Below are 22,989 nucleotides of genomic sequence, written 5' to 3'. Positions count from 1 at the left end.
AACTCTATTGACGGATGGATGGCACCTTGACCGCCTTCATATCGAAGGCGGCGGCCATCAACGCCTTTGTATAATCTTCCTGCGGCGCGGTGAAGATGCGCTCGGACGGTCCCTGCTCCACCACTTTGCCCTGGCGCATGACGATCATATCGTTGGCGAGCGCCCGCACGACCTTGAGGTCGTGGCTGATGAAGAGATAGGCCAGTTCGTGCTTGGCCTGCAGGTCGCGCAGGAGATCGACCACCTGCGCCTGCACGCTCATGTCCAGAGCGGACGTCGGCTCGTCCAGCATCACGAATTGCGGCTTGAGCACCATGGCACGGGCAATGGCGATGCGCTGGCGCTGGCCGCCGGAAAACTCGTGCGGATACCGCCAGCGGGTGGAGGCATCGAGCCCGACTTCTTCGAGTGCCCCCGCCACGCGGGCGTCGCGTTCGTTGTCCGAGAGCGACGGCTCGTGCACCTTCAGACCCTCGGCAACAATGTCGCTGACGGCCATGCGGGGGCTGAGAGAACCGAACGGGTCCTGGAAGACGATCTGCATGCGGTTGCGCAACGGACGCATCTGCTTGAACGAATAGCCGGCTATGTCATTGCCGATGAAGCTGATGCGGCCCTGCGAGGAAATGAGCCGGGTGAGCGCCAGGCCGAGCGTCGTCTTGCCCGATCCCGATTCGCCGACGACGCCGAGCGTCTGGCCGGCGCGCAGCGTCAGGTCGATGCCATCGACGGCTTTGACATGATCGACGACCTTGCGCAGGAAACCGGCCTTGATCGGGAACCAGACCTTCATGTCCTTGCCTTCCATCACCACCGGCTTCGACGGATCGGAGACCGGTGGCATGCCTCTCGGCTCGGATGCCAGGAGGTGGCGCGTATAGGTGTGCTGCGGATTGGCAAAGATTTCGGCCGTGGGGCCGGTCTCGACGATCTTGCCCTTGGTCATGACGCAGACGCGGTCGGCGATCTTGCGGACGATGCCGAGGTCATGGGTGATGAACAGCATCGACATGCCGTGCTCGTCCTTGAGCTTCTTCAGAAGTTCGAGGATCTGGGCCTGGACGGTGACATCGAGCGCGGTCGTCGGCTCGTCGGCGATCAAAAGTTCGGGCCGGTTGGCGAGCGCCATGGCGATCATCACGCGCTGGCGCTGGCCGCCGGACAATTCGTGCGGATAGGCGGCAAGGCGCTTTTCCGGCTCGCGAATGCCGACTTGGTTGAGCAGTTCCAACACACGCGTGCGCGCGGCCGTCCCGGTCACATTCTGGTGCAATTCAAGGATTTCAGCGATCTGCCGCTCGATCGAATGCAACGGATTGAGTGAGGTCATCGGCTCCTGGAAGATCATCGTGATGTCGTTGCCGCGCACATGGCGCAGCTCCGCATCGGATGCCTTCATCAGGTCCTTGCCGTTGAAGACGATCTCACCGCCCGGATGGCTTGCGGCCGGATAGGGCAGAAGCTTCAGGATCGAATTGGCCGAGACGGATTTTCCCGAGCCGGATTCGCCGACCAGCGCGACGACTTCGCCGCGCTTGATGTCGAAGGAAATATCGTCCACCGCCGTCGAGGTCTTGCCCCCCTGATGGAAGGCGACAGACAGGTTGCGCACGGAAAGGAGGGTATCTGTCATCTGTGTGCTCACCGGAACGTCTTCCTCGGGTCAAACGCGTCGCGGGCCGCCTCGCCGATGAAGATCAAGAGCGACAGCATAACCGACATGACGACGAAGGCGGTAAGACCGAGCCAGGGCGCCTGCAGGTTCGACTTGCCCTGGCTGATCAGTTCGCCCAGCGACGGAGAGCCCGGCGGCATGCCGAAACCGAGAAAGTCGAGCGAGGTCAGCGTGGTGATCGAACCAGACAGGATAAACGGCAGGAAGGTCAGCGTCGCCACCATGGCATTGGGCAATAGATGGCGGAACATGATCGTCCGGTTGTTGACGCCGAGCGCCCGGGCAGCGCGGACATATTCGAAATTGCGTGCCCTCAGGAATTCCGCCCGTACGATGCCGACGAAACCGACCCAGGAAAACAAGAGCATGATGCTAAGCAGGACGAAGAAGCCCGGCGGCAGGATCGCGGCGATGATCAGCAGGATATAGAGCACCGGCATCGACGACCAGATCTCGATGAAGCGCTGCATCAGCAGGTCCGTCCAGCCGCCGAAATAACCCTGAACGGCACCGGCCGTCACACCGACGACGGCGGATGCGATGGTGAGCGCAAGCCCGAACAGGACAGAGATGCGGAAACCGTAGATCATGCGCGCAGCAACATCGCGCGCCTGATCGTCCGTGCCCAGCCAGTTGAGATTGCCGAGCGTACAGCCGGGATCATCCTTGCCCTGCGGATAGGCCGAGCAGCGTTCGGTGTCATCCATCAGCCAAAAGGGCGGCGTCGGTGCCGAATGCGGAATGTTCGAATTGGCCGTCTGATAGGAATAGCGAACCGGCGGCCAGATCATCCAGCCGTTGGCGTTGATTTCGTCGCGAATGAAGTCGGAGCGATAGTCGGTTTCGGCAAGGAACCCGCCGAATTTTTCCTCTGGATAATTGACCAGAACCGGAACCAGGATTTCGCCCTTGTAAGAAGCGAGAACAGGCTTGTCGTTGGCGATGAACTCGGCGCAAAGGCTCAAGCCGAACAGCACCAAGAAGATCCAGAAGGACCAGTAACCGCGGCGATTGGCCTTGAAGTTTTCCCAGCGGCGGCGATTGACCGGCGACAGGCGGCCGGGCGCGCTGGTGACGAGCGGCGGATTGGAGGTCATATCGACCATCAGACATCCCTCCGGTCGAAATCGATACGCGGATCGACCCAGGTATAAATCAGGTCCGAGAGAAGACCGACCAGCAAGCCCATCAGCGAGAAGATGTAGAGCGTCGCGAACACGATCGGATAGTCCCGCTTGACGACAGCGTCATAGCCGAGGCGGCCCAGGCCATCGAGCGAGAAGATGTATTCCGTCAGCAGCGAACCGGTGAAGAAGGCTGTAATGAACGCCGCCGGAAAGCCGGCAATGATGATCAGCATGGCGTTGCGAAACACATGGCCATAAAGCACCTGCCGTTCGTTCAGTCCCTTGGCCCGCGCCGTCGTGACATACTGCTTCTTGATCTCGTCAATGAAGGAGTTCTTGGTCAGCAGCGTCGTCGTCGCGAAGGCGGACATCAGCAGCGTGATCAGCGGCAGCGTCATGTGCCAGAAATAATCGAGAATCTTCTGCCACCAGTTCAGCTGGTAGAAATTGTCCGAGACGATGCCACGCAGCGGAAACCAGTCGAAGAACGATCCGCCGGCAAAGAGCACGATCAGCAGGATACCGAACAGGAATCCAGGAACCGCATAGCCGACGATGATGATGCCGGATGTCCAGACATCGAAGGTCGAGCCGTCCGATATGGCCTTCTTGATCCCCAGCGGGATGGAAATGGCGTATGAAAAAAGCAGAATCCAGAGGCCCAGCGAAATCGACACGGGCATCTTGTCGAGGATCAGGTCGATGACCGAGGTGTTGCGGAAGAAGCTTTCGCCGAAATCGAAGCGGATATAGTTCCACATCATCTGACCGAAACGCTCAAGCGGCGGCTTGTCGAAGCCGAACTGCTTTTCGAGCTTGGCGATGAACTCCGGATCAAGGCCCTGTGCGCCTCGATACTTTCCGGAGGATTCCTCGCCACCGAACTGCTGGCCGGCGAGATCATTGCTACCACCCGACAAGCGATCACCGCCCTGGTTCTGGCCAGTGAGATCGGCAATCACCTGCTCGACGGGGCCGCCGGGCGCGAACTGGATGACAGCGAAAGAGATGGCCATGATCCCGACGATCGTCGGGATCATCAGCAGGAGCCGGCGCAGGATATAGGCGCCCATCAGCTTTGCTCCCCGGCCTGTCCGGCAATCCAATCCGATCCGCTGCTAGCGGCAACCCGCCTCATCGTCGTCAATCCGCTGATCTCCTTCAGGGCGCCAGAGGAAACCGGCACCCGCATTGATTCGCATATCCGCATTTGGAGTACGCATTGAGCCCTGCGCAAGGCTTTCATTGCGGCTGGGCGTTCTTCGACCACCAGATGGTCGGGAAACCGACCGAATATTTCGGCAAGTCGGCAGGGCGGATGAGATTGGCCGAATAGGCAATACGGGAATATCGGCCGGTATAGCTGGGGATGACATAATGATGCGCCAGAAGCACCCGGTCGAGCACCTTGGTCGTTGCAATCAGTTCGTCACGATCCTTGGCGAAGATGATCCGGCGAATGAGCGCGTCAATGCCCGGATCGCTGATGCCGGCATAGTTTTGCGAACCGTCGCGCTTGGCCGAATCCGATCCCCAATATTCCGCCTGTTCGTTGCCAGGATTGAGGGACTGGCCCCAGCCCAGATAGATCATGTCGAAATCGCGCGAACGCCAGCGATTGGTATACTGCGAGGAATCGACCGTGCGCACCGTCGCGGTGATCCCGATCTTCTTCAGGTTCTGGGCAAAAGGCAGCGCAACGATCTCGATCGTCGGACCATCGAGCAGGATTTCGAAACTGAAGGGCTCACCGGTCTTCGAATTGACCATGCGGTTGCCCTTGAGTTCGTATCCTGCTGCCTTGAACAGGGCGATGGCCTTGCGCAGATTGTCCCGCAGCTTCGTCTGGTCGCCGCCGACCGGGTTCTTGTACTCGGTGGTGAAGACTTGCGGAGGGACCTGGTCCTTCAACTCGTTGAGGATTTCGAGTTCTCGGCCCTGCGGCAAACCGCTGGAAGCAAGCTCCGATCCGAAGAAGTAGCTGTTGATGCGGTCATACTGGTTATAGAAGATCGTCCGTTTCAACTCCTCGAAATCGAAGGCATAATTCAGGGCTTCGCGGACCCGCTCGTCCTGGAATTTTTCGCGGCGAAGATTGGGAATGAAGCCGACAAGGATGCCGCTGTTGCGGTAATCGTTGTCGAGTACCTCCCGTTTGATGCGGCCGTCGTTAACGGCTGGAAAATCATAGGAGGTCGCCCAGCGCTTGGCGGAATTCTCCCACCAGTAATCCGCATTGCCGGAGCGGAACGCCTCGAAGGACACGCCGAGGTCGGCATAATAGGCGTAATTGATCGACCCGAAATTGTTCTGGCCGATGTTTACGTTGAGGTTCTTGCCCCAATAATCATCCCGCAACTCATAACGGATGGTCGCGCCAGGCGTCATGGACGTGATCTTGTAGGGACCTGATCCCATTGGAATTTCCAACGAGGTTTTCGAAATATCGCGCTGGACGCCCTTGGGGTCCTTGCTTTCCCACCAATGCTTCGGGACGATCACCAGCTCTCCGACGATCTTGGGGAGTTCGCGATTGTTCTTCTCGTCGAAGGAAAAGGTTACCTCCCGATCACCGGTCTTCTCGGCCTTTGTGACGTGCTTGTAGTAAAACTCTTTCTGCGGATCGTTGGCTTTCACCTGATCGAAACTGAAGACCACATCTTCCGGCGTGACAGGCTGGCCATCCTCCCATTTTGCCTCCGGCCGCAGCCGGAATTTGACGTAGGCGAAATCATCGGGATAGGCGATGGCCTCGGCGAGAAGGCCATAGTCGGAGGCGATCTCGTCCATGGACGGCTTCATCAGTGTTTCGAACGCCAATGCCGCCACGCCAGCGCCTTGCTCTCCCTTGGCAAGCAGCGGGTTCAACGTGTCAAACGTACCTGCTGCGGTGAGATTGAGATTGCCGCCCTTCGGTGCGTCGGGGTTAACGTAATCGAAGCGGGCAAAACCATCCGGGTATTTCAGATCGCCCACCGTTGCCGTGCCTTGATGCCATGCCAGCTCCTGTGCCATCGACGGCACAGACGACAACGCCGCCAGTACCAATGCCGCCACGCCCAGCGCGCTTCTGAAATTCATGCCAATACCCCGCATTCGGTTTTCCTTTTGCCCCTGCTTGGCGGACAGAATAGGCAAAATCCGGGCAATTGACAGAAGCTGCCTCAAATCGGGCATTTTTTTTGGATCACGGTCGCGTGTCCCACAAGGCTGACACAAAGAGAGTGTGTCAATGCAGCCTGGGATAACCGGCGCTTCGGCTTCGCCGCAGGTTTCGGATTGCTTTTATTAGCGGGAATGGACGGACAATGGTGGGCATGCAGGCAGGTTTCATTCGGCATCTGGGAACGATCGCACTTGCGGCTCTCTGCGGCCTGAGCCTCATCGCCGGCGATGCGGCAGCGGCCGAATCGACACCCGCCAAGCAGATCTTCGGCAAGGTCAAATTGCCGAGCCTTGCCGCACCCAGCCCGATCGGCTTCTATGCCAAGGGCTGCATGGCCGGCGCGGTGGCTATCCCCACCGATGGACCGACCTGGCAGGCCATGCGCCTGTCGCGCAACCGGCGCTGGGGCAATCCGGCCATGATCCAGCTTCTCGAAAAATTCTCGCAGGACGCCGTCAAGCTCGGCTGGGGTTCCGGCATCCTCATCGGCGACATTTCGCAGCCGCGCGGCGGACCGATGCTGACCGGCCATGCCTCCCACCAGATCGGGCTTGATGCCGATATCTGGTTCCAGCCCAAGCCCTCCCAACCGCTCTCCGCGCAGGCACGCGAGGACATGCCGTTCGTGTCCATGCTCGACAAGAGCAAGTTTCTCACTGTCAATCCGGCTCGCTGGACGCCCACCCATGCGAACCTCGTCATGCAGGCGGCAAGCTATCCGCAGGTAGAACGCGTCTTCGTCAACCCGGCGATCAAGAAGAAGCTATGCGAAACCTGGACCGGTGATCGTGACCTCTTGGGGAAGGTGCGCCCGGTCTATGGCCATGACGAGCACTTCCATATCCGAATGCACTGCCCGCCCGGCGCTGCCGGCTGCAAGGCGCAGGCGCCGGTCGCCAGCGGCGATGGCTGCGACAAGTCGCTGGCCTGGTGGTTCACCAAGGAGCCATGGGCCAAGCCGAAGAAGGATCCGAATGCCAAGCCGGTGAAGCCGAGATTCACGATGCTTTCGGATCTGCCCAAAGCCTGCACCGCCGTTCTTGCGGCGCCCGCCAACGCCGAACAGGCGGCGACCTATGGCAATGCCTATGTCACGCCCGAGCCGCAGCCCGGCAATACGGCGATCGAACAGATGATCAATGCCGCCGGCGACCTGCCCGACAGTGATATTCCCGTGCCACTCGCCCGGCCCGTGCAATAAGCCGGGACGTCCACGCGTTACCCGGTCTTTTCAAGTGTCCGCCTGTCATGTAGAGGAAATCAAATCGATTTAAAGCATCGATGAAGCTGACGGATGCCGGGGGGATCACATGGCAAAATGCGTGGCGCTGATTGCGCATGACCAGAAGAAGGACGATCTGGCGGTCTTCGCCCGGGCCAATGAAGCCGAGCTTGCCAAATGGAAGATCGTCGCGACCGGAACCACAGGCGGCCGGGTTCAGGAGGCCTGTCCGAGCCTCGACGTTATTCGCCTGAAGAGCGGCCCGCTCGGCGGCGACCAGCAGATCGGCGCGATGATCGCCACAGGCGACGTCCACATGCTGATCTTCTTCACCGATCCCCTGACCGCGATGCCGCATGACGTTGACGTCAAGGCACTGATGCGGCTTGCCACCGTCTACGATATTCCGATGGCGCTCAACCGGGCGACTGCTGAACGGTTGATCGACTTCAATCATCCCTGATAAAGCTTTTTCATCCAGCCTATCGTCCGCTCGATCCAACGGAACATCCCATGCCCTCGTTCACCGACACCGATAGCAATCTCACATTCCCGATCCTGATCGGGGATATCGGCGGAACCAATGCGCGCTTCGGCCTGGTGCTCGACGCCTTCGCCGAACCGAAGATGTTCCCGATCATTCCGACGACACGTTATGCCAGCATCGAGGAAGCGCTGCAGACCAGCATTCTCGACAAGACGTCCGTGCAGCCGCGTTCGGCCATCATTGCGGTCGCCGGCCCGGTCAAGGGCGACGACATTCCGCTCACCAATGCCGGCTGGGTGATCAAGCCGAAGGACATGCTGAAGGCGCTGTCGCTGGAAGACGTGATCATCATCAACGACTTCGAGGCGCAAGCGCTCGCCATCGCCTCAATCGGCGAGGATGGCCGCGAACAGATCGGTCCCGGCTCGATTCTCGAATCCGCCTCCTGCGCCGTTCTCGGCCCCGGCACAGGTCTCGGCGTCGCTGGTCTCGTGCATGCCCAGCACGCCTGGATCCCGGTTCCTGGTGAAGGCGGCCATGTCGATGTCGGGCCGCGTTCCGAGCGCGACTGCCAGATCTGGCCCTTCCTCGAACCGATTGAGGGGCGCATTTCCGCCGAACAGCTGCTTTGTGGCCGCGGCATCATGAACATCTACCGCGCCGTCTGCGAATCGAACGTGCAGGACCCGCACCTGGCCGATCCGGCGGCAGTGACAACCGCCGCGTTGGCCGGCAGCGATGAAGCCGCTGTCGAGACCGTCTCGCTGTTTTCGACCTATCTCGGCCGTGTGGCGGGAGACATGGCGATGATCTTCATGGCGCGTGGCGGCGTGTTCCTGGCTGGCGGCATTTCGCAGAAAATCCTGCCCGCGCTGAAGAAGCCGGAGTTTCGTCAAGCCTTCGAGGACAAGGCCCCGCATTCAGCACTTCTCAGGACAATCCCGACTTTCGTGGTGACCCATCCGACGGCAGCTCTCTCCGGTCTCGCCGCCTATGCACGCACGCCGTCGCGCTTTGGTGTGGCAACTGAGGGACGGCGCTGGAGAACTTGAGGCACCAAGGGTTGCCCGGACTCGCCAAACCGGGAGCAAGGGACTATAGAGCGCGGGAAAACGGGGTGCTCACGGGCACGCGCCGGGCTTTAAGGAAAGACGCTTGAAACAAGCCAAGACAAAGCTGCCAGCCGTCGATCGCGAGACGATCACCAGCGTGCTGAAGCGGGTCATCGCCGAAAATGGCCGTGCGCACCTGCGTGGATATATCTTCGCCATCATGTGCCTCGGCGTGATCGCCGCTTCGACGGCCTTCACCGCCTGGATCATGGAATCGGTGGTCAACGAGGCCTTCGCCAACAAGCGGGCGGATATCGTCGTCTATATCTGCGGCGCGATTTTCATCGCCTTCGTGCTGCGCGGCTTCGCCACCTATGGGCAGGCCGTCGCCCTGTCGAAGATCGGCAACAGCATCGTCGCCAGTTACCAGCGCCGGCTCTATTCGCACCTCATGGCACTGAGCGTCGGCTATTTCAGCGACACCCGCTCGGCGCGGATTTCGGCGCAGATCAGCCAGAACGTTTCGGGCATCCGCGACGTCCTGAACATGACCGTCACCTCGCTCGCCCGCGATTTCCTGACCCTGATCGCGCTCATCGGCGTCATGATCAGTAAGGACTGGCTGCTGACAGTGATCGTCTTCGTCATCGCGCCACCGCTGCTGATCGGCCTGCGCTACATTTCGCGGCGGCTGAAACAGGCGACGCGCGAATCCGTCGAGATCAACAGCCATGTTCTCGGCGCCATGCAGGAAACCATCCAGGGCATCACCATTGTGAAGGCCTTCACAATGGAAAGGCAGCTGAAGTCCAAGGTCGAGTCAATCATCGACCGCGCCGAAAATCGCGCCAACCGCATCGCACGCCTCAGCGAACGCACCGCGCCGATGACGGAAACCTTTGCCGGCTTCGCGATTTCCAGTGTGCTCGCCTATGCCGCTTTCCGCTCGATCTACAACGGTATCCAGCCTGGCGCCTTCTTCGCCTTCGTCACCGCGCTGCTGATGGCCTATGATCCGGCGCGGCGCCTCGCCAAGCTGCAGATTTCGCTGGAACGCGCCGTCGTCAATGCGCGGATGATCTACGAAATTCTCGATACGGTTCCGCACCAGCGCGACCTGCCAGATGCCACCGATCTGAAGCTCGATCAGGCCTCGATCGAGTTCCGCAACGTCCGCTTCGGCTACACTCAGACCGACGAGATCCTGAAGGGTGTGAGCTTCGTGGCCGAGGGCGGCAAAACAACGGCACTAGTCGGGCCGTCCGGCGCCGGCAAATCGACCGTCATCAGCCTCATTCCACGCTTTTACGATCCGTCCGGTGGCGAAATCCTCATCGATGGGCAGGATATCGCCCATATCACCAAGCAATCGCTGCGCAACGGCCTCGCCTATGTCTCGCAGCAACCGTACCTGTTCGAGGGCTCGATCCGCGACAACATTCGTTACGGCCGACCGGAGGCGACGGACGCCGAGGTCGAGGAAGCGGCAAAGCTCGCCTACGCCCATGATTTCATTCTCGCCCAGCCACAGGGCTACGACACCGCCGTCGGCGAAAACGGCGTGACACTGTCCGGCGGCCAGCGGCAGCGCCTGTCGATCGCCCGCGCGCTGGTGCGCCAGGCGCCGATCCTGCTGCTCGACGAAGCCACTTCCGCGCTCGATACCGAGTCGGAAGCTGCCGTGCAGAAGGCGCTCGACCATGCCATGAGCGGCCGCACCGTCGTCGTCATCGCCCATCGCCTGTCCACTGTCGTCAATGCCGACAAGATCATCGTCATGAAGGATGGCCTGGTGGTCGAGGAAGGCACCCATGAGGCGCTTGCGCAGCGCAGCGACGGTCTTTACGCTCGCCTGCACAATCTGCAGGGCACGACAGCGACGCAACCAACGGCGGAAGCCGAACCACTGATTTGATGGAATGAGGCAGGCATGAGCGGGACGGATATGAAACTCGTGGTGGTTGGCGCGGCCGGCCGAATGGGACAGACGCTGATCCGCACCATCCATGCGATGCAGGGCGTGACCGTGTTTGCAGCCGTCGAGCGGTCCGGCTCTCCTTTCATCGGCCGTGATGCCGGTGAAGTCGCAGGTCTCGGCCCGACGGGTGTCATCATCAGCGACAAGCCGCTGGAAGCCTTTGTCGAGGCGGAAGGCGTGCTCGATTTCACCTCGCCTGCAGCCTCGGTCGAATTTTCCGTTCTCGCTGCCCAGGCCCGTATCGTCCATGTCATCGGCACCACAGGCTGCTCGACCGAAGACGAGGATAAGTTCAAGGCGGCGGCGCGCCATGCCCGGGTCGTCAAGTCCGGCAACATGAGCCTCGGCGTCAACCTGCTCGGCGTTCTCACGCAGCAGGCGGCCCGCGCGCTCGGTCCGGCCAACTGGGATATCGAAGTCCTCGAAATGCATCACAAGCACAAGGTCGATGCGCCGTCAGGCACCGCCCTGCTTCTCGGCGAAGCCGCTGCGAAGGGTCGCGAGATCGGCCTTGCCGACCATTCCGTGCGGGTGCGCGATGGCCATACCGGCGCTCGTGTCGCCGGCACGATCGGCTTTGCCACGCTGCGCGGTGGCTCGGTGATCGGCGAACATTCCGTCATCCTTGCCGGCGAAGGCGAGCAGGTGACGCTCTCCCACAGCGCCACCGACCGGTCGATCTTTGCCCGCGGCGCCATTACGGCGGCCCTCTGGGCGCGCGACCAGAAACCCGGCTTCTATTCCATGCTCGACGTGCTCGGGCTGTCCTGAACCTTTCAATCCCCCGGAGGAATACCATCATGAGCGGCACCCTCGTCCTTGTGCGTCACGGCCAGAGCGACTGGAACCTGAAAAACCTGTTCACCGGCTGGAAGGATCCAGACCTGACCCCGTTGGGTATCGAGGAAGCCAATACCGGCGGCAAGGCGCTAGCCGACTATGGCATCAAGTACGACATCGCCTTCACGTCTGCCCTGACGCGCGCCCAGCACACGCTGAAGCTGATCCTCGACAATATCGGCCAGCCCGACCTCGAAACCATCCGCGACCAGGCCCTGAACGAGCGCGACTACGGCGATCTTTCCGGCCTCAACAAGGACGATGCCCGCGCCAAGTGGGGCGAGGAGCAAGTGCATATCTGGCGCCGTTCCTACGACGTACCGCCGCCGGGCGGCGAAAGCCTGCGTGACACCGGCGCCCGCGTCTGGCCCTATTACCTCACGGAAATCCTGCCGCGCGTTCTCCGGGGCGAGAACGTTCTGATCGCAGCCCACGGCAACTCGCTGCGCTCGCTGGTCATGGTGCTCGATCGCCTGACCAAGGAACAGATCCTGGCCCTCAACCTCGCGACCGGCGTGCCGATGGTCTACAAGCTGAACGCGGATTCCACCGTTGCTTCGAAGGAAGTGCTGGGGGATATGTCGGGCGCGCATTGAGGCGCTGGCTTTTGCCTTTTGTCAGCGGAGGCGTTCCTCGTTCTCCGTCATGCCTGTGCTCGTCACAGGCATCCAGCGACCCGACGTCGGTCGGGTCAAAGGACTCTCTGAAAATTGATTGGTTCTCTCACCGCGCAGACGCGCGGTGACTGGATGCCTGTGACGAGCACAGGCATGACGGAATGTGAGGAAAGCCTCCCCTTCCAAAAATCAAACCTTCCCCGCCTCCCAGCCGAGCATCGCCCGCTTGCGGGTTAGCCCCCAGTGATAGCCCGTCAGCGCTCCGCTCTTGCCGAGCGCCCGATGGCAGGGCACCACGAAAGAAAGGGGGTTGCGGCCGACGGCGGCGCCGACGGCGCGGGATGCGGTGGGCTGGCCGATATCGCAGGCAATGTCGGAATAGGTGACGGCCTTGCCCATCGGGATCTTCAAGAGCGATTCCCAGACCCGGACCTGGAAGTCCGAGCCGATCAGCACGACGCGCAACGGTTCTTCCGCGCTCCACTGGCGTGAATCGAAGATGCGGGCGGCGTAGCCAGCCGTGGCGGCGCTGTCCTCAACAAATTCGGCATTCGGCCAGCGACTGGCCATATCCTCGAAACTCGCCTTCTCGGCACCGGCATCGTTGAACGCCAGGCCCGCGAGGCCCCGATCGGTCACCATAACCAGCGCCACGCCAAACGGGCATGGATGGAAGGCATACCGGATCGTCAGACCACCACCCCGCAACTTCCATTCGCCCGGCGACATCGCCTCATGGGTGACGAACAGGTCGTGCAGACGTCCTGGGCCGGACAGGCCGAGTTCGTAGCTAGTTTCGAGCAATGGCAACTCTTCCTGCCGCAACAGCCGCTTGGCATGATCGAGCGTCACGGCCTGCAGGAAGGCCTTGGGCGACAGGCCCGCCCAGCGCGTGAAGGTCTTCTGCAACTGGGTCGGCGACTCGCCAAGCTCTCCGGCAATGCTTTCGAGCGAGGGCTGGTCACGATAGGTCTCGGTCAACAGTTCGACGACACGGCAAACGGTCTCGTAATCGCTACCCTGCGGCGTGATGTCGGTTGGGATGGATGTGGTGATATTCATCGCTTATCTCCTTGGACAGAGAGATAATCATTCGGACCGGATGTCCGCCACCCGATTCTTGTTTAGCGGCGCTTGACGGTCGCCAGCGCCCGGGAAAACGCAACAGCGAAGGTCTCGCGATCGTCCCGGTTGAGGAAGGAGCCGATATCGGTCGCTCGGCGCCGGTCGCTGATCTGCATCGAGACGATGCCAATTTCCTCATGGCGGGCGATGTTGAACCGCGCCCAGAACGGATTGAACCGGTGCTCGGTCATCCTGCCGGCCGGCGTGAACTTCCGCACTGACACATTCAGGCGCGAGACGTTGATTTCCTCGCGGGCGCGGGCTGCCCGATTGTTCAGCCAGAAGGCACCGAACAGCAGCAGGAAATCCAGTCCGAAGAAGAAAACGATCGGCCAGGCGCCGATCACCACGAAGACGAAGATGTGAACAAGACTCATCAGGCCGGCAATCGCGAAAAAGACCTTGAGGCCCTTCATCCCCAGCGAACGATACGGTGTCAGCTCGGCGGAAAACACCGGCTGATCGAGACCAGATATCTGAGCGTTGCCATCATTCATGGCACATGACTATAGATGCAGGATGAAAAACGTGAAGCCAAAATCAGCGATGAAACCGGGGAAAGCGAAATCCGCGACAACCGGACGCGCCAAAACAAAGTCGAAATCCGTCTACAGCCCGGCGGAGATCGAGGAGATATTCCGCCGGTTCTCGATCCAGCGGCCGGAGCCGAAGGGCGAACTGGAACACGTCAATCCCTTCACACTGGTCGTTGCTGTGGCGCTGTCGGCGCAGGCGACCGATGCCGGCGTCAACAAGGCGACGCGAGCGCTGTTTGCGGTGGCGGACACGCCGGAAAAGATGGTCGCGCTCGGCGAAGAGCAAGTGCGGGAGTATATCAAGACGATCGGGCTTTACCGCAACAAGGCGAAGAACGTCATCGCGCTCAGCGAAAAGCTGATTGCCGAGTTCGGCAGCGAGGTTCCGCGCACGCGAGAAGAGCTGATCACCCTGCCCGGCGTCGGCCGCAAGACCGCCAATGTCGTGCTCTCCATGGCTTTCGGACAATCGACCATGGCGGTGGACACCCATATCTTCCGCATAGCCAACCGGCTCTGTCTGGCACCGGGCAAGACCCCGGACGAGGTGGAAGACCAGCTGATGCGGATCATTCCCGACCACTATCTCTACCACGCCCATCATTGGCTAATCCTGCACGGGCGCTATTGCTGCAAGGCGCGCAAGCCGGAATGCGAGCGCTGCGTCATCGCCGATATCTGCCAGGCGGCGGAAAAGACCAATACGATCCCGGCACCGCTGGTCGAACTACCTGCCCAGATCATCTGACCCGAACTATCGGACGAGGCCGTCAATCATTTCGTCTATCGCCTGTTCATAATCCCGACGATCGCCGCCGGCGGCAATCGCCAGCACGGCCCGGTCGAAAGCCGCGCCGAGAAGATCGGTCAGGGCATCCAGCCGGTTTTCCGGCTTTCCGCTGGCGGTAAACAGCGCGCGCAAACCTGCTTTCAGACTGGCCTCCGATGTCTCCCCGTTCAATTGCTGCATGGCATCGATGCCGAGCGTGGACGGACCATCCAATAGCAGGAGGCGGATACGGCCGGGCACGGCAAGGGCATCGAAATAGGCTCGCGTTCCCTCCATCAGACCGTCCCGCGCCGTCAGCGATGCCACCGTCGCGGCTTCGATTTCCTCGGAAACCGCCCTCGCCTCTTCCGATACAACAGCGGCAAACAGCGCCTTCTTGTCCTCGAAATGATGATAGAGCGCACCGCGTGTCACGCCGGCCGCCGCGACAATCTCGGGGGTTGCCGTTTCGGCATAGCCTTTTTCGATAAAGAGCGTACGGGCTGCCGCGATCAGGGTCGCCCGCATGGTCTCCGTGCGCTCGCTGTTACTGCGTCTCACATTTCCACCTTTACATACAGTCTGTATGTATGTTATTTCAAAGATACATACAGACTGTATCTAAATATCAGAGGAGACGGAAGCCATGAAAATCACCTCCTACTACCCGGTCATCATGACGAACGACGTCCAAGCGACTGCGGACTTCTATCAACGCCATCTGCGCTTCGAAGCCCTGTTCACCGCCGACTGGTATGTCCACCTGCAATCGACGCTGGACGAGCGCGTCACGCTCGCCATTCTCGACGGCAGCCACCACACGATCCCCGAGAGCGGACGCGGTACGGTTTCGGGGCTGCTCTTGAACTTCGAGGTTGAGGATCCCGACGCGCTCCATGCGGAATTCCAGGCTGCAGGGCTGCCGATCCTGCTGCCGCTGCGGGACGAAGATTTCGGCCAGCGGCATTTCATCACCGCCGATCCGAATGGCGTCCTGATCGACGTGATCAAGCCGATCCCGCCGACCGGAGAATATGCCGCGCAATATGGCGCCTCGGCGCTACCGGCCTGAACGCCTCAGGCGCGCCGACGCTCGGTCAGCGAATAGAACAAGGCGCTCGCCGGAAGGGTCAGGCCCAGCATGGAGGCGGCCCACCAACCGCCTTCGGCATAAAGCCAGCCGCCAAGCGCCGAACCGATGGCGCCACCGGCAAAGAAGGTCGCCATATAGAGGCCATTGAGGCGGCTGCGGTATTCGGCACCGAGCACGAAGATGCCACGCTGACCGAGAACCAGATTGGTGGTGACACCGAAATCGAGAAGAATCGCGGCGAAGGTCAACAGGGCCAAAGCCGGCAGCGAGCCTGCCGGCGCAATATGAGTGATGAGGAAGGCGGCGGCGACGGACAGCATGGCGAGCCGCGTTGCCAGATAGCTCCAGCCACGATCCGCCAGCCGTCCGGCAATCGGCGCGGCGATCGCGCCGGCGGCTCCAGCGAGCGCGAACAGTGCGATCTGGCCCTGCGACAGGCCGAATTCCGGGCCTGACAGTAGCAGAGGCGTCGTCGTCCAAAACAGGCTGAAGGCTGCAAAGAGGAAGGCTTGATAGAGCGAGCGGCGGCGCAGGATCGGTGTCGTCCTGACCAGCCGCGCCATCGACGCCAACAGACCGCCATAGCTCAGGCCCGTCTGCGGGATACGCGGCGGCAGGGCGCGGGACAGGATCATTGCGAGAAGGACCAGAACGCCCGCCGAAATGAAGAAGACCATATGCCAGGGCAGGAATTCGGCGATAAAACTTGAAGCCGGTCGCGCCAGCATGATGCCGACCATCAGCCCGCTCATGACATTGCCGACCGCCTGACCACGATGGGCCTCCGGCGCCATATGCGCGGCATAGGGCACGATGATCTGGATCGCGACCGAACCGAGGCCGATGAAAAACGCGGAAGCAAGGAATGGCAGCGGCGTCGAGGCCAGCCCCGCGCCGATGACGGCGAGCGTTCCAAGCCCCATGACAGACAGGATCAGCTTGCGGTTTTCGAAGAGATCGCCGAGCGGAACGATGAACAGCAAGCCGAGCCCATAACCGACCTGCGTCAATGTGACGATCAGGCCGGCCGCCCCCGGCGACAGGCCAAGCGAGGTGCTGATCGGTCCGATCAGCGGCTGTGCGTAATAAAGATTGGCAGCGATCAGGCCGCAGGCGGCGGCGAGCAGGAAGGTCATTGCCGACGACATGGGTTTCGGGTCGGAAGCAAGATCGCCGGGGGCAGCAATTATGGTCACGGTCGTCTCCAATGCAGAAATCGGATTGTTTTGTTCAGATTGTCTTGTTCGGATTGTCTGGGGATCAGTCGAGAAGTTTCATTGCCACGCCGGCCACCGCCAGCATCTGGTCGCGACTACGTCCGGTCTTGCCAAGGACGCGCATCCCCTGCAGCAGGCAGAGCATGGCGCGCGATGTATCGTCGGCATCGATACCCGCCGGGATTGATCCATCCGCCTGACCGAGCAAAATGCACTCACGCACCACGGCTTGGTTGGTCGCATGCGCCTTTTCCACGCGCTCTGCGGCAATCGGATCGTAGGCCGCCAGTTCGGTCGCGGTGGTGATAACAAGGCAACCGCACTGTCCGTGCTCGCCGTGGGCAGCCTCGGCGTAGAATTGCAGCGCGGCGCGGACCTTCTCACGACCAAGCGGATGCGGATCGATGGCCGCTCTCAACTTGGCGCTACGGACAGCGCGGTATCGATCGAACGCAGCCAACAGGATGCCGCGCTTATCGGTAAAGGCCTTGTAGATGCTGCCCGGGGTCAACTCCATGGCCGCCGTCAGGTCGTTGATCGAGGTTCCATGATAGCCACGGGCCGAAAACACCGCGATGGCCCTGTCCAGCGCGCGATCGACGTCGAATTCGCGGGGGCGGCCACGGGTTCGTGATTCTTGCAGGGTGGTTGTGTTTTCCATGCCACCATATAGGAAACGTTCATTTCCTATATCAAGTAAAATCGGCGTGAGCCGTCTTCTTTTTCGTTCTCCCCTTCCAAACCGGCTAGAATCCGCTATTACCGGACACCGGCTGAAGCAAACATTCCAGGCGGTTCCGGATGACGAAATTCGATGTGCTCACAATCGGCAATGCGATCGTGGATATCATTGCGCGGTGTGACGACGCGTTTCTCGTTCACAATGGCATCATCAAGAGCGCGATGAACCTGATCGACGCGAACCGCGCCGAACTGCTTTATTCGCGCATGGGACCGGCTCTCGAAGCCTCCGGTGGCAGCGCCGGCAATACGGCGGCGGGCGTCGCGAGCCTGGGCGGACGGGCCGCCTATTTCGGCAAGGTCGCCAACGACCAACTCGGCGAGATCTTCGCCCACGACATTCGCGCCCAGGGCGTTCATTTCGAAACGAAGCCGCTCGAAAAGGAGCCGCCGACCGCCCGCTCGATGATCTTCGTCACCGAGGATGGCGAGCGCTCGATGAACACTTATCTCGGCGCCTGCGTCGAGCTTGGTCCCGACGATGTCGAACCGGCTGTTGTCGCCGATGCGGCCGTCACCTATTTCGAAGGTTATCTCTGGGATCCGCCCCTTGCCAAGGATGCGATCCGCGAATGCGCCCGCATCGCCCATGAGAACGGTCGCCAAGTAGCGATGACACTCTCCGATAGCTTCTGCGTCAACCGCTACCGCGCCGAATTCCTCGACCTGATGCGTTCCGGAACGGTCGATATCGTATTCGCCAACCGCGCCGAAGCGCTGGCTCTCTACGAAACCGAGGATTTCGAAAAAGCGCTGTCGATGATTGCCAAGGATTGCAAGCTAGCGGCGGTGACGCTGAGCGAGGAGGGCTCGATCATCGTGCGCAGCGACGAGCGGGTGAAGGTCGAGGCGACCACGATCAGCCGCGTCGTCGATACGACCGGTGCGGGCGATCTCTATGCCGCCGGCTTCCTGCATGGCTATACGACAGGCAGAACGCTTGCCGATTGTGGCAAGCTGGGCAGTCTGGCTGCCGGCATCGTCATCGAGCAGGTCGGCCCGCGTCCGATGATCTCGCTGAAGACGGCGGCGACGGAAGCCGGCCTTCTCTGAGGGCTTTCGAGGGCGTGAGTCTTACTTGAAGGCTTCGCCCGGATAGGCGCCCCAGATTTCGCCCTGCGAAATCCAGCCAACGGTGCCCTGCGCCTCAGCATGGCACCAGTCGCCGTTGCATTCGCCGACCTGAACGACAACACCGGGCTCGATACGGGCAACGATCGTGGCGTTCGCCATCGGCTCGCGACGCATGTTGACGAAGATGCCGTCGCCCTTGCCGCGCATCCAGGGGGCGGTCAGCGCCGTGCGTTCGCCGGAGAGCAATGCCTGATTGACCCAGCCTTCCGTGCCATCGGCATCGCGAATCTTGCGCCAATTGTCATATTCCTGAGTGATTTCGACCGGCATGCCGGCTCGCATGTAGCGCCAGGCAATCGCGTAATCGACACTCGGCCCGACACGCAGGTTGATGCTCTTGGATTTGAGGCTGACGAAACGCGGCAGCGGCAAGCCGCTCGCGCCCTTGGCTGCCTGCGCATGGGCAGGCATCACGTCGGCCGCTGCAATGGACAGTGTCGCTGCGACGACAAAAGCGAGCCTGGAAAGGAACTGACGCATGACGAAATCCGTTTTCCAAAAAGATTCAGGAGCTTGCAGCGAAATCTCTCACCGGTCCCGTTGAAGCCAGGCAAATCGTCTGGGAACATCTAGAGTTTTGTTTGTCTTCCACACCGGGTCTGGTAGAAAATGGAACTGCAGGGAGAACGATCACTCATCTTGGTTAAAAACCCGTCAACAAGGGCAAGCAGGCAGCATGACCGCGAAGAAAAAACCCAAGGTCTACATCACCCGCAAACTGCCTGACGTCGTTGAGACGCGCATGCGGGAACTGTTCGATGCCGAGCTGAATATCGATGACACGCCCCGCACGCAGCCGGAACTGGTGGCCGCTGTCAAGCGCGCCGACGTGCTGGTGCCGACCGTCACCGACCGGATCGACGCTGCCCTGATCGAACAGGCCGGGCCTCAGCTGAAACTGATCGCCAGTTTTTCCAACGGTACGGACAATATCGATATCGACGCAGCCGCGCGTCACGGCATCACCGTTACCAACACGCCGAACGTGCTGACCGAGGATACCGCCGACATGACCATGGCGCTTATTCTCGCCGTGCCGCGCCGTCTGGCGGAAGGTGCCACGATCCTGACCGACCGCAAGGGCGAATGGGCCGGCTGGTCGCCGACCTGGATGCTCGGGCGCCGCATTTCCGGCAAGCGCATCGGCATTGTCGGCATGGGCCGGATCGGCACCGCCGTCGCCCGCCGCGCCAAGGCCTTCGGCCTGTCGATCCACTATCACAACCGCAACCGCGTCAGCACCGAGACCGAGGAAAAGCTGGAGGCGACCTATTGGGACAGTCTCGACCAGATGCTCGCCCGTGTCGACATCGTCTCGGTCAACTGCCCGTCGACACCTGCCACCTATCACCTGCTCTCGGCCCGTCGGCTCGCGCTGATGCAGCCGACCAGCTACATCGTCAACACCGCACGTGGCGGCATCATTGACGAGACGGCTCTGATCAAATGCCTGCGTGAAGGCAAGATTGCCGGCGCGGGCCTCGACGTGTTCGAGAACGAGCCCGCGGTCAATCCGAAGCTCGTCAAGCTCGCCAGCGAAGGCCGGGTCGTGCTTTTGCCGCATATGAGTTCCGCCACGCTCGAAGGCCGCATCGACATGGGCGACAAGGTGGTCATCAACATCCGCACCTTCTTCGACGGCCACCGCCCCCCGGACCGCGTCCTGCCCGGCCGGGCGTGAGCCATCAGATCGGTTTCCGCATCTCGATGAAAGTGGTGCGCGAAAAGCCGGGATGTACGCCGTCCGCCGAACGGACAAAGCCCCAGCGGGCGAAGACGCCGTGATTTTCGGTCAGTTCGATCCGTGTTTCCAGTCGCAGGCACGACAACCCTTGTGCAACCGCATAATCAGTCGCGACTTCCAGTAACAGCCGCCCGACACCCTTGCGCTGGGCCTCAGGCGCGATGGCGAGCTTGCCGATGTAGAGGCAATCCGGTGGCTCCGGCTTGCAGAAGATGCAGCCGAGCAAGCGGGCATCCTCGACTGCCGCAAAGGCCTTCTCGACTCTGGCCTTTTCCTTCAGGGAATCCAGCGTCAGTCGCAAGGCCGATGACGGCGGCTCGATGCGCGAATGCATGTAGGCGAAGGATTCGAGGATCAGCGCCAGCAGCGCATCCCAATCCGCAAAAGCCTCATCGATCGCCAGAAGCTGCATCGGGTGCTTTCTTGCGGCTGTATTTGATCGTCTCGAACCGGGCGGCAAGGGCATCGTACATCAGCAGACGCCCGACCAACGGTTCGCCGGCGCCGGTGATGATCTTGATCACTTCCATAGCCTGCAATGTACCGAGTACGCCTGTCAGCGCACCGACGATCCCGGCCTCGGCGCAGGTGGGCACCACGCCCGGCGGTGGCGCTTCGGGAAACAGATCGCGGTAGCGCGGGTTCTGTCGCCCGTCATGCGCGGTCTTCCAAGGCTGCAGCACGGTGAGCGAGCCATCGAAACGGCCGACGGCGGCGCTGACCAGCGTGACCTCCAGCCGCTCGGCAGCATCGGCGGCAAGATAACGGGTGTCGAAATTGTCGGAACCATCGACGACGATATCGTAGCCGCCGAACAGGCGTTCGACATTGTCGGTATTGAGCCGCCCGGCATGCCGGATGACGGTCACATGCGGATTGATCTGCCCGATGGTCTCCGCTGCGCTGTCGATCTTCGGCCGGCCGATATCCGGCGTGCCGTGGATCACCTGGCGCTGCAGGTTCGAGAGCGAGACCGTATCGTCATCGACGACGCCCAGCGTGCCGATACCGGCGGCTGCGAGATACTGCAGGACCGGCGCGCCGAGACCACCGGCGCCGATGACCAGAACGCGCGCCGCCTTCAGCGCCTGCTGACCGGTGCCACCGATCTCCGGCAGCAGGATATGGCGCGCGTAGCGCTGGATTTCTTCGGAATTGAGTGTGCTCATCTTGGAATGTCACCCCGAAACGCTGCCATTGGCAACCGTCAGATAACGCGCCCGCTCGCCGAGCGCTGAAAACATCGACTGGTCCGTGCCGGTCATGAAGGCCTGACCGCCGAGATCGTCGACCAGATCGAACAGGGCGGCGCGGCGGCCCTCGTCGAGATGGGCGGCGATTTCATCGAGCAGCAGGATCGGCGCATGGCCGGTCATGTTGCCGACGAGGCGGGCATGGGCGAGCACGAGCCCGACGAGAAGCGCCTTCTGCTCGCCGGTCGAACAGCGCGCGGCTTCCATGTCCTTGGCGCGGTGGCGGATGAGGAGATCGCTGCGATGCGGGCCGTCGAGCGTGCGCCCGGCGGCGGCATCGCGGTAACGTCCGGCCTTCATCATGTCCAGATACTCTTCTTCCAGATCAAAGGCCGGGCGGTGCCATTCGCCGTCGAGGAAGCCGGAGAGCGCCAGATCGGCAGCTGGAAACACGCCGCCTTCATGGTTGCGCTCGACCAGACCGGCCAGCAGGCCCAGCATTTCCTGCCGCGCCAGCGCCATTGAAATCCCAAGCTCCGCCATCTGCCGCTCCAGCCCGGTCAGCCAGACCGGATCAGGCCTGCCCTCGGACAGGAGCTTGTTGCGACTGCGCATGGCGCGCTCGTAATCGGTGGCGCGGCGGCCGTGTTCGGGATCGAGCGACAGGACGAGGCGATCAAGGAAGCGTCGGCGATCGCTGGATCCGCCGGTGAACAGGCCGTCCATGGCCGGTGTCAGCCAGAGCACGCGGACATGATCGAGCAACTCGTCCACCGTCTTTGCAGTGGTGCCGTTCAGCCGCAGGCGCCGCACCTGTCCATCGTCTGTTCCAGCCGTGCCGGTGCCGATCTCGACCGGCCCATCCATGCCTTCCAGCTCGACAAAGACCGAGAACCCGGATTCTGCGCCGACCCGCGCGACATCGGCATAGGCAGCTCGGCGGAGGCCCCGGCCAGGAGACAGGAAGGAGACCGCCTCCATCAGGTTGGTCTTTCCCGCGCCATTGTCCCCGGTCAGCACGACATGGCGCGCATCAAGGTCCAGCGACAGCGCCGCGTAATTGCGGAAATCGCCAAGCTTCAGGCGGGAGAGGGAAACCTTGTGCGGCATGAAGAATCCGGTTGCGTGTCGCCCCGAGAGCTAAGCGCGCGGAAGGCCAATGGCAAGGCGGAACATGACCTTTTCGATGAACAAGGCCCGAAGTCGCGGTGTCCTGCAGAATTGCCGCATCGCACACGCAGTTATTGCGCATCTGCGAAAATTCAAATAAGAA

Annotated in this window: 23 protein-coding genes; 10 read left to right on the top strand and 13 right to left on the bottom strand. The window is 61.4% G+C overall.

The genetic code is table 11. The features are described from left to right. Positions 1-4 precede the first annotated feature (4 nt). The 4 genes from ASG68_RS15900 to ASG68_RS15885 form a co-directional block, all read right to left on the bottom strand. Entirely contained in the window at positions 5-1,633 is a 1,629-nt protein-coding gene (locus tag ASG68_RS15900; RefSeq protein WP_062582024.1) for an ABC transporter ATP-binding protein, read from the bottom strand. An 8-nt stretch (positions 1,634-1,641) separates the two neighbouring features. Then, on the bottom strand, positions 1,642-2,772 hold the full coding sequence (locus tag ASG68_RS15895) for an ABC transporter permease (RefSeq protein WP_156373915.1): 1,131 nt from the start codon (positions 2,770-2,772) through the stop codon (positions 1,642-1,644). Positions 2,773-2,780: 8 nt separating this feature from the next. After that, positions 2,781-3,875 (bottom strand): microcin C ABC transporter permease YejB, encoded by a 1,095-nt coding sequence (locus ASG68_RS15890; protein ID WP_062582022.1) that lies wholly within the window; start codon positions 3,873-3,875, stop codon positions 2,781-2,783. 169 nt (positions 3,876-4,044) lie between these two features. Continuing rightward, on the bottom strand, positions 4,045-5,898 hold the full coding sequence (locus ASG68_RS15885) for an extracellular solute-binding protein (protein ID WP_062582019.1): 1,854 nt from the start codon (positions 5,896-5,898) through the stop codon (positions 4,045-4,047). Positions 5,899-6,119: 221 nt separating this feature from the next. Here ASG68_RS15885 and mepA point away from each other — a divergent pair, with 221 nt between their 5' ends. The 6 genes from mepA to ASG68_RS15855 all read left to right on the top strand — a co-directional run bounded on the left by mepA (position 6,120) and on the right by ASG68_RS15855 (position 12,143). Further along, positions 6,120-7,169, top strand: a complete 1,050-nt coding sequence (gene mepA / locus ASG68_RS15880) for a penicillin-insensitive murein endopeptidase (RefSeq protein ID WP_062582409.1) — start codon at positions 6,120-6,122, stop codon at positions 7,167-7,169. Between the two features lie 109 nt (positions 7,170-7,278). Next, a complete protein-coding gene (locus tag ASG68_RS15875) occupies positions 7,279-7,653 on the top strand; it encodes a methylglyoxal synthase (protein ID WP_062582018.1) in 375 nt (124 codons plus the stop codon). 50 nt (positions 7,654-7,703) lie between these two features. Next, positions 7,704-8,729, top strand: a complete 1,026-nt coding sequence (locus tag ASG68_RS15870) for a glucokinase (RefSeq protein ID WP_062582016.1) — start codon at positions 7,704-7,706, stop codon at positions 8,727-8,729. A 103-nt stretch (positions 8,730-8,832) separates the two neighbouring features. Next, a complete protein-coding gene (locus ASG68_RS15865) occupies positions 8,833-10,644 on the top strand; it encodes an ABC transporter ATP-binding protein (RefSeq protein ID WP_062582014.1) in 1,812 nt (603 codons plus the stop codon). A 15-nt stretch (positions 10,645-10,659) separates the two neighbouring features. After that, positions 10,660-11,478 carry a 4-hydroxy-tetrahydrodipicolinate reductase gene (gene dapB, locus ASG68_RS15860; protein ID WP_062582013.1) on the top strand — a complete coding sequence of 273 codons (819 nt, stop codon included), beginning with the start codon at positions 10,660-10,662 and terminating at the stop codon, positions 11,476-11,478. Between the two features lie 29 nt (positions 11,479-11,507). After that, on the top strand, positions 11,508-12,143 hold the full coding sequence (locus ASG68_RS15855) for a 2,3-bisphosphoglycerate-dependent phosphoglycerate mutase (RefSeq protein WP_062582011.1): 636 nt from the start codon (positions 11,508-11,510) through the stop codon (positions 12,141-12,143). A 210-nt stretch (positions 12,144-12,353) separates the two neighbouring features. Here ASG68_RS15855 and ASG68_RS15850 read toward each other — a convergent pair whose 3' ends face one another. Both ASG68_RS15850 and ASG68_RS15845 read right to left on the bottom strand, forming a co-directional pair. Further along, a complete protein-coding gene (locus tag ASG68_RS15850; RefSeq protein ID WP_062582009.1) occupies positions 12,354-13,226 on the bottom strand; it encodes a methylated-DNA--[protein]-cysteine S-methyltransferase in 873 nt (290 codons plus the stop codon). Positions 13,227-13,288: 62 nt separating this feature from the next. Continuing rightward, positions 13,289-13,786 (bottom strand): DUF2244 domain-containing protein, encoded by a 498-nt coding sequence (locus ASG68_RS15845; protein WP_062582007.1) that lies wholly within the window; start codon positions 13,784-13,786, stop codon positions 13,289-13,291. A gap of 22 nt (positions 13,787-13,808) precedes the next feature. Between ASG68_RS15845 and nth the strand changes: the two genes are divergently transcribed. Beyond that, positions 13,809-14,573, top strand: coding sequence for an endonuclease III (gene nth / locus ASG68_RS15840; RefSeq protein WP_062582005.1), 765 nt, complete (start codon positions 13,809-13,811; stop codon positions 14,571-14,573). Between the two features lie 6 nt (positions 14,574-14,579). On the opposite strand, the gene ASG68_RS15835 is transcribed toward nth, so the two are convergent. Further along, positions 14,580-15,155, bottom strand: a complete 576-nt coding sequence (locus ASG68_RS15835; RefSeq protein ID WP_413814016.1) for a TetR/AcrR family transcriptional regulator — start codon at positions 15,153-15,155, stop codon at positions 14,580-14,582. 85 nt (positions 15,156-15,240) lie between these two features. Between ASG68_RS15835 and ASG68_RS15830 the strand changes: the two genes are divergently transcribed. After that, on the top strand, positions 15,241-15,666 hold the full coding sequence (locus ASG68_RS15830) for a VOC family protein (RefSeq protein WP_062582000.1): 426 nt from the start codon (positions 15,241-15,243) through the stop codon (positions 15,664-15,666). 5 nt (positions 15,667-15,671) lie between these two features. On the opposite strand, the gene ASG68_RS15825 is transcribed toward ASG68_RS15830, so the two are convergent. Together ASG68_RS15825 and ASG68_RS15820 are read right to left on the bottom strand one after the other, a co-directional pair. Beyond that, positions 15,672-16,835, bottom strand: coding sequence for an MFS transporter (locus ASG68_RS15825; protein ID WP_062582407.1), 1,164 nt, complete (start codon positions 16,833-16,835; stop codon positions 15,672-15,674). A gap of 112 nt (positions 16,836-16,947) precedes the next feature. Further along, a complete protein-coding gene (locus tag ASG68_RS15820) occupies positions 16,948-17,565 on the bottom strand; it encodes a TetR/AcrR family transcriptional regulator (RefSeq protein ID WP_062581998.1) in 618 nt (205 codons plus the stop codon). A 140-nt stretch (positions 17,566-17,705) separates the two neighbouring features. Between ASG68_RS15820 and ASG68_RS15815 the strand changes: the two genes are divergently transcribed. After that, on the top strand, positions 17,706-18,698 hold the full coding sequence (locus tag ASG68_RS15815) for an adenosine kinase (protein WP_062581996.1): 993 nt from the start codon (positions 17,706-17,708) through the stop codon (positions 18,696-18,698). 21 nt (positions 18,699-18,719) lie between these two features. Here the strand turns inward: ASG68_RS15815 and ASG68_RS15810 are convergent, their stop codons facing one another. Beyond that, entirely contained in the window at positions 18,720-19,259 is a 540-nt protein-coding gene (locus tag ASG68_RS15810) for an SH3 domain-containing protein (protein WP_062581993.1), read from the bottom strand. Positions 19,260-19,455: 196 nt separating this feature from the next. On the opposite strand from ASG68_RS15810, the gene ASG68_RS15805 reads away from it, so the two are divergent. Beyond that, positions 19,456-20,460 carry a 2-hydroxyacid dehydrogenase gene (locus ASG68_RS15805; RefSeq protein ID WP_062581990.1) on the top strand — a complete coding sequence of 335 codons (1,005 nt, stop codon included), beginning with the start codon at positions 19,456-19,458 and terminating at the stop codon, positions 20,458-20,460. A 4-nt stretch (positions 20,461-20,464) separates the two neighbouring features. On the opposite strand, the gene ASG68_RS15800 is transcribed toward ASG68_RS15805, so the two are convergent. The 3 genes from ASG68_RS15800 to recF are packed head-to-tail and all read right to left on the bottom strand — an operon-like array spanning position 20,465 to position 22,826. After that, on the bottom strand, positions 20,465-20,935 hold the full coding sequence (locus ASG68_RS15800) for a GNAT family N-acetyltransferase (protein WP_062581987.1): 471 nt from the start codon (positions 20,933-20,935) through the stop codon (positions 20,465-20,467). After that, the gene (locus tag ASG68_RS15795; RefSeq protein ID WP_062581985.1) at positions 20,913-21,692 is read right to left on the bottom strand and encodes a molybdopterin-synthase adenylyltransferase MoeB; all 780 of its coding nucleotides are present in this window, start codon (positions 21,690-21,692) and stop codon (positions 20,913-20,915) included. The genes ASG68_RS15800 and ASG68_RS15795 overlap by 23 nt, the downstream gene beginning before the upstream one ends. Before the next feature lie 9 nt (positions 21,693-21,701). After that, on the bottom strand, positions 21,702-22,826 hold the full coding sequence (recF, locus tag ASG68_RS15790; protein ID WP_062581982.1) for a DNA replication/repair protein RecF: 1,125 nt from the start codon (positions 22,824-22,826) through the stop codon (positions 21,702-21,704). Positions 22,827-22,989: the final 163 nt, after the last annotated feature.

Source organism: Rhizobium sp. Leaf453, assembly GCF_001425605.1.
Classification (GTDB): Bacteria; Pseudomonadota; Alphaproteobacteria; order Rhizobiales; family Rhizobiaceae; genus Pararhizobium.
This window is presented reverse-complemented; position numbering and strand designations above follow the sequence as displayed.

Bases quoted from the DNA above. Each gene is read 5' to 3' on its own strand.
- ASG68_RS15900 (WP_062582024.1), bottom strand. From the start codon at position 1,633: ATGACAGATACCCTCCTTTCCGTGCGCAACCTGTCTGTCGCCTTCCAT.
- ASG68_RS15895 (WP_156373915.1), bottom strand. From the start codon at position 2,772: ATGACCTCCAATCCGCCGCTCGTCACCAGCGCGCCCGGCCGCCTGTCG.
- ASG68_RS15890 (WP_062582022.1), bottom strand. From the start codon at position 3,875: ATGGGCGCCTATATCCTGCGCCGGCTCCTGCTGATGATCCCGACGATC.
- ASG68_RS15885 (WP_062582019.1), bottom strand. From the start codon at position 5,898: ATGCGGGGTATTGGCATGAATTTCAGAAGCGCGCTGGGCGTGGCGGCA.
- mepA (WP_062582409.1), top strand. From the start codon at position 6,120: ATGCAGGCAGGTTTCATTCGGCATCTGGGAACGATCGCACTTGCGGCT.
- ASG68_RS15875 (WP_062582018.1), top strand. From the start codon at position 7,279: ATGGCAAAATGCGTGGCGCTGATTGCGCATGACCAGAAGAAGGACGAT.
- ASG68_RS15870 (WP_062582016.1), top strand. From the start codon at position 7,704: ATGCCCTCGTTCACCGACACCGATAGCAATCTCACATTCCCGATCCTG.
- dapB (WP_062582013.1), top strand. From the start codon at position 10,660: ATGAGCGGGACGGATATGAAACTCGTGGTGGTTGGCGCGGCCGGCCGA.
- ASG68_RS15855 (WP_062582011.1), top strand. From the start codon at position 11,508: ATGAGCGGCACCCTCGTCCTTGTGCGTCACGGCCAGAGCGACTGGAAC.
- ASG68_RS15850 (WP_062582009.1), bottom strand. From the start codon at position 13,226: ATGAATATCACCACATCCATCCCAACCGACATCACGCCGCAGGGTAGC.
- ASG68_RS15845 (WP_062582007.1), bottom strand. From the start codon at position 13,786: ATGAATGATGGCAACGCTCAGATATCTGGTCTCGATCAGCCGGTGTTT.
- nth (WP_062582005.1), top strand. From the start codon at position 13,809: ATGAAAAACGTGAAGCCAAAATCAGCGATGAAACCGGGGAAAGCGAAA.
- ASG68_RS15830 (WP_062582000.1), top strand. From the start codon at position 15,241: ATGAAAATCACCTCCTACTACCCGGTCATCATGACGAACGACGTCCAA.
- ASG68_RS15825 (WP_062582407.1), bottom strand. From the start codon at position 16,835: ATGTCGTCGGCAATGACCTTCCTGCTCGCCGCCGCCTGCGGCCTGATC.
- ASG68_RS15820 (WP_062581998.1), bottom strand. From the start codon at position 17,565: ATGGAAAACACAACCACCCTGCAAGAATCACGAACCCGTGGCCGCCCC.
- ASG68_RS15815 (WP_062581996.1), top strand. From the start codon at position 17,706: ATGACGAAATTCGATGTGCTCACAATCGGCAATGCGATCGTGGATATC.
- ASG68_RS15810 (WP_062581993.1), bottom strand. From the start codon at position 19,259: ATGCGTCAGTTCCTTTCCAGGCTCGCTTTTGTCGTCGCAGCGACACTG.
- ASG68_RS15805 (WP_062581990.1), top strand. From the start codon at position 19,456: ATGACCGCGAAGAAAAAACCCAAGGTCTACATCACCCGCAAACTGCCT.
- ASG68_RS15800 (WP_062581987.1), bottom strand. From the start codon at position 20,935: ATGCAGCTTCTGGCGATCGATGAGGCTTTTGCGGATTGGGATGCGCTG.
- ASG68_RS15795 (WP_062581985.1), bottom strand. From the start codon at position 21,692: ATGAGCACACTCAATTCCGAAGAAATCCAGCGCTACGCGCGCCATATC.
- recF (WP_062581982.1), bottom strand. From the start codon at position 22,826: ATGCCGCACAAGGTTTCCCTCTCCCGCCTGAAGCTTGGCGATTTCCGC.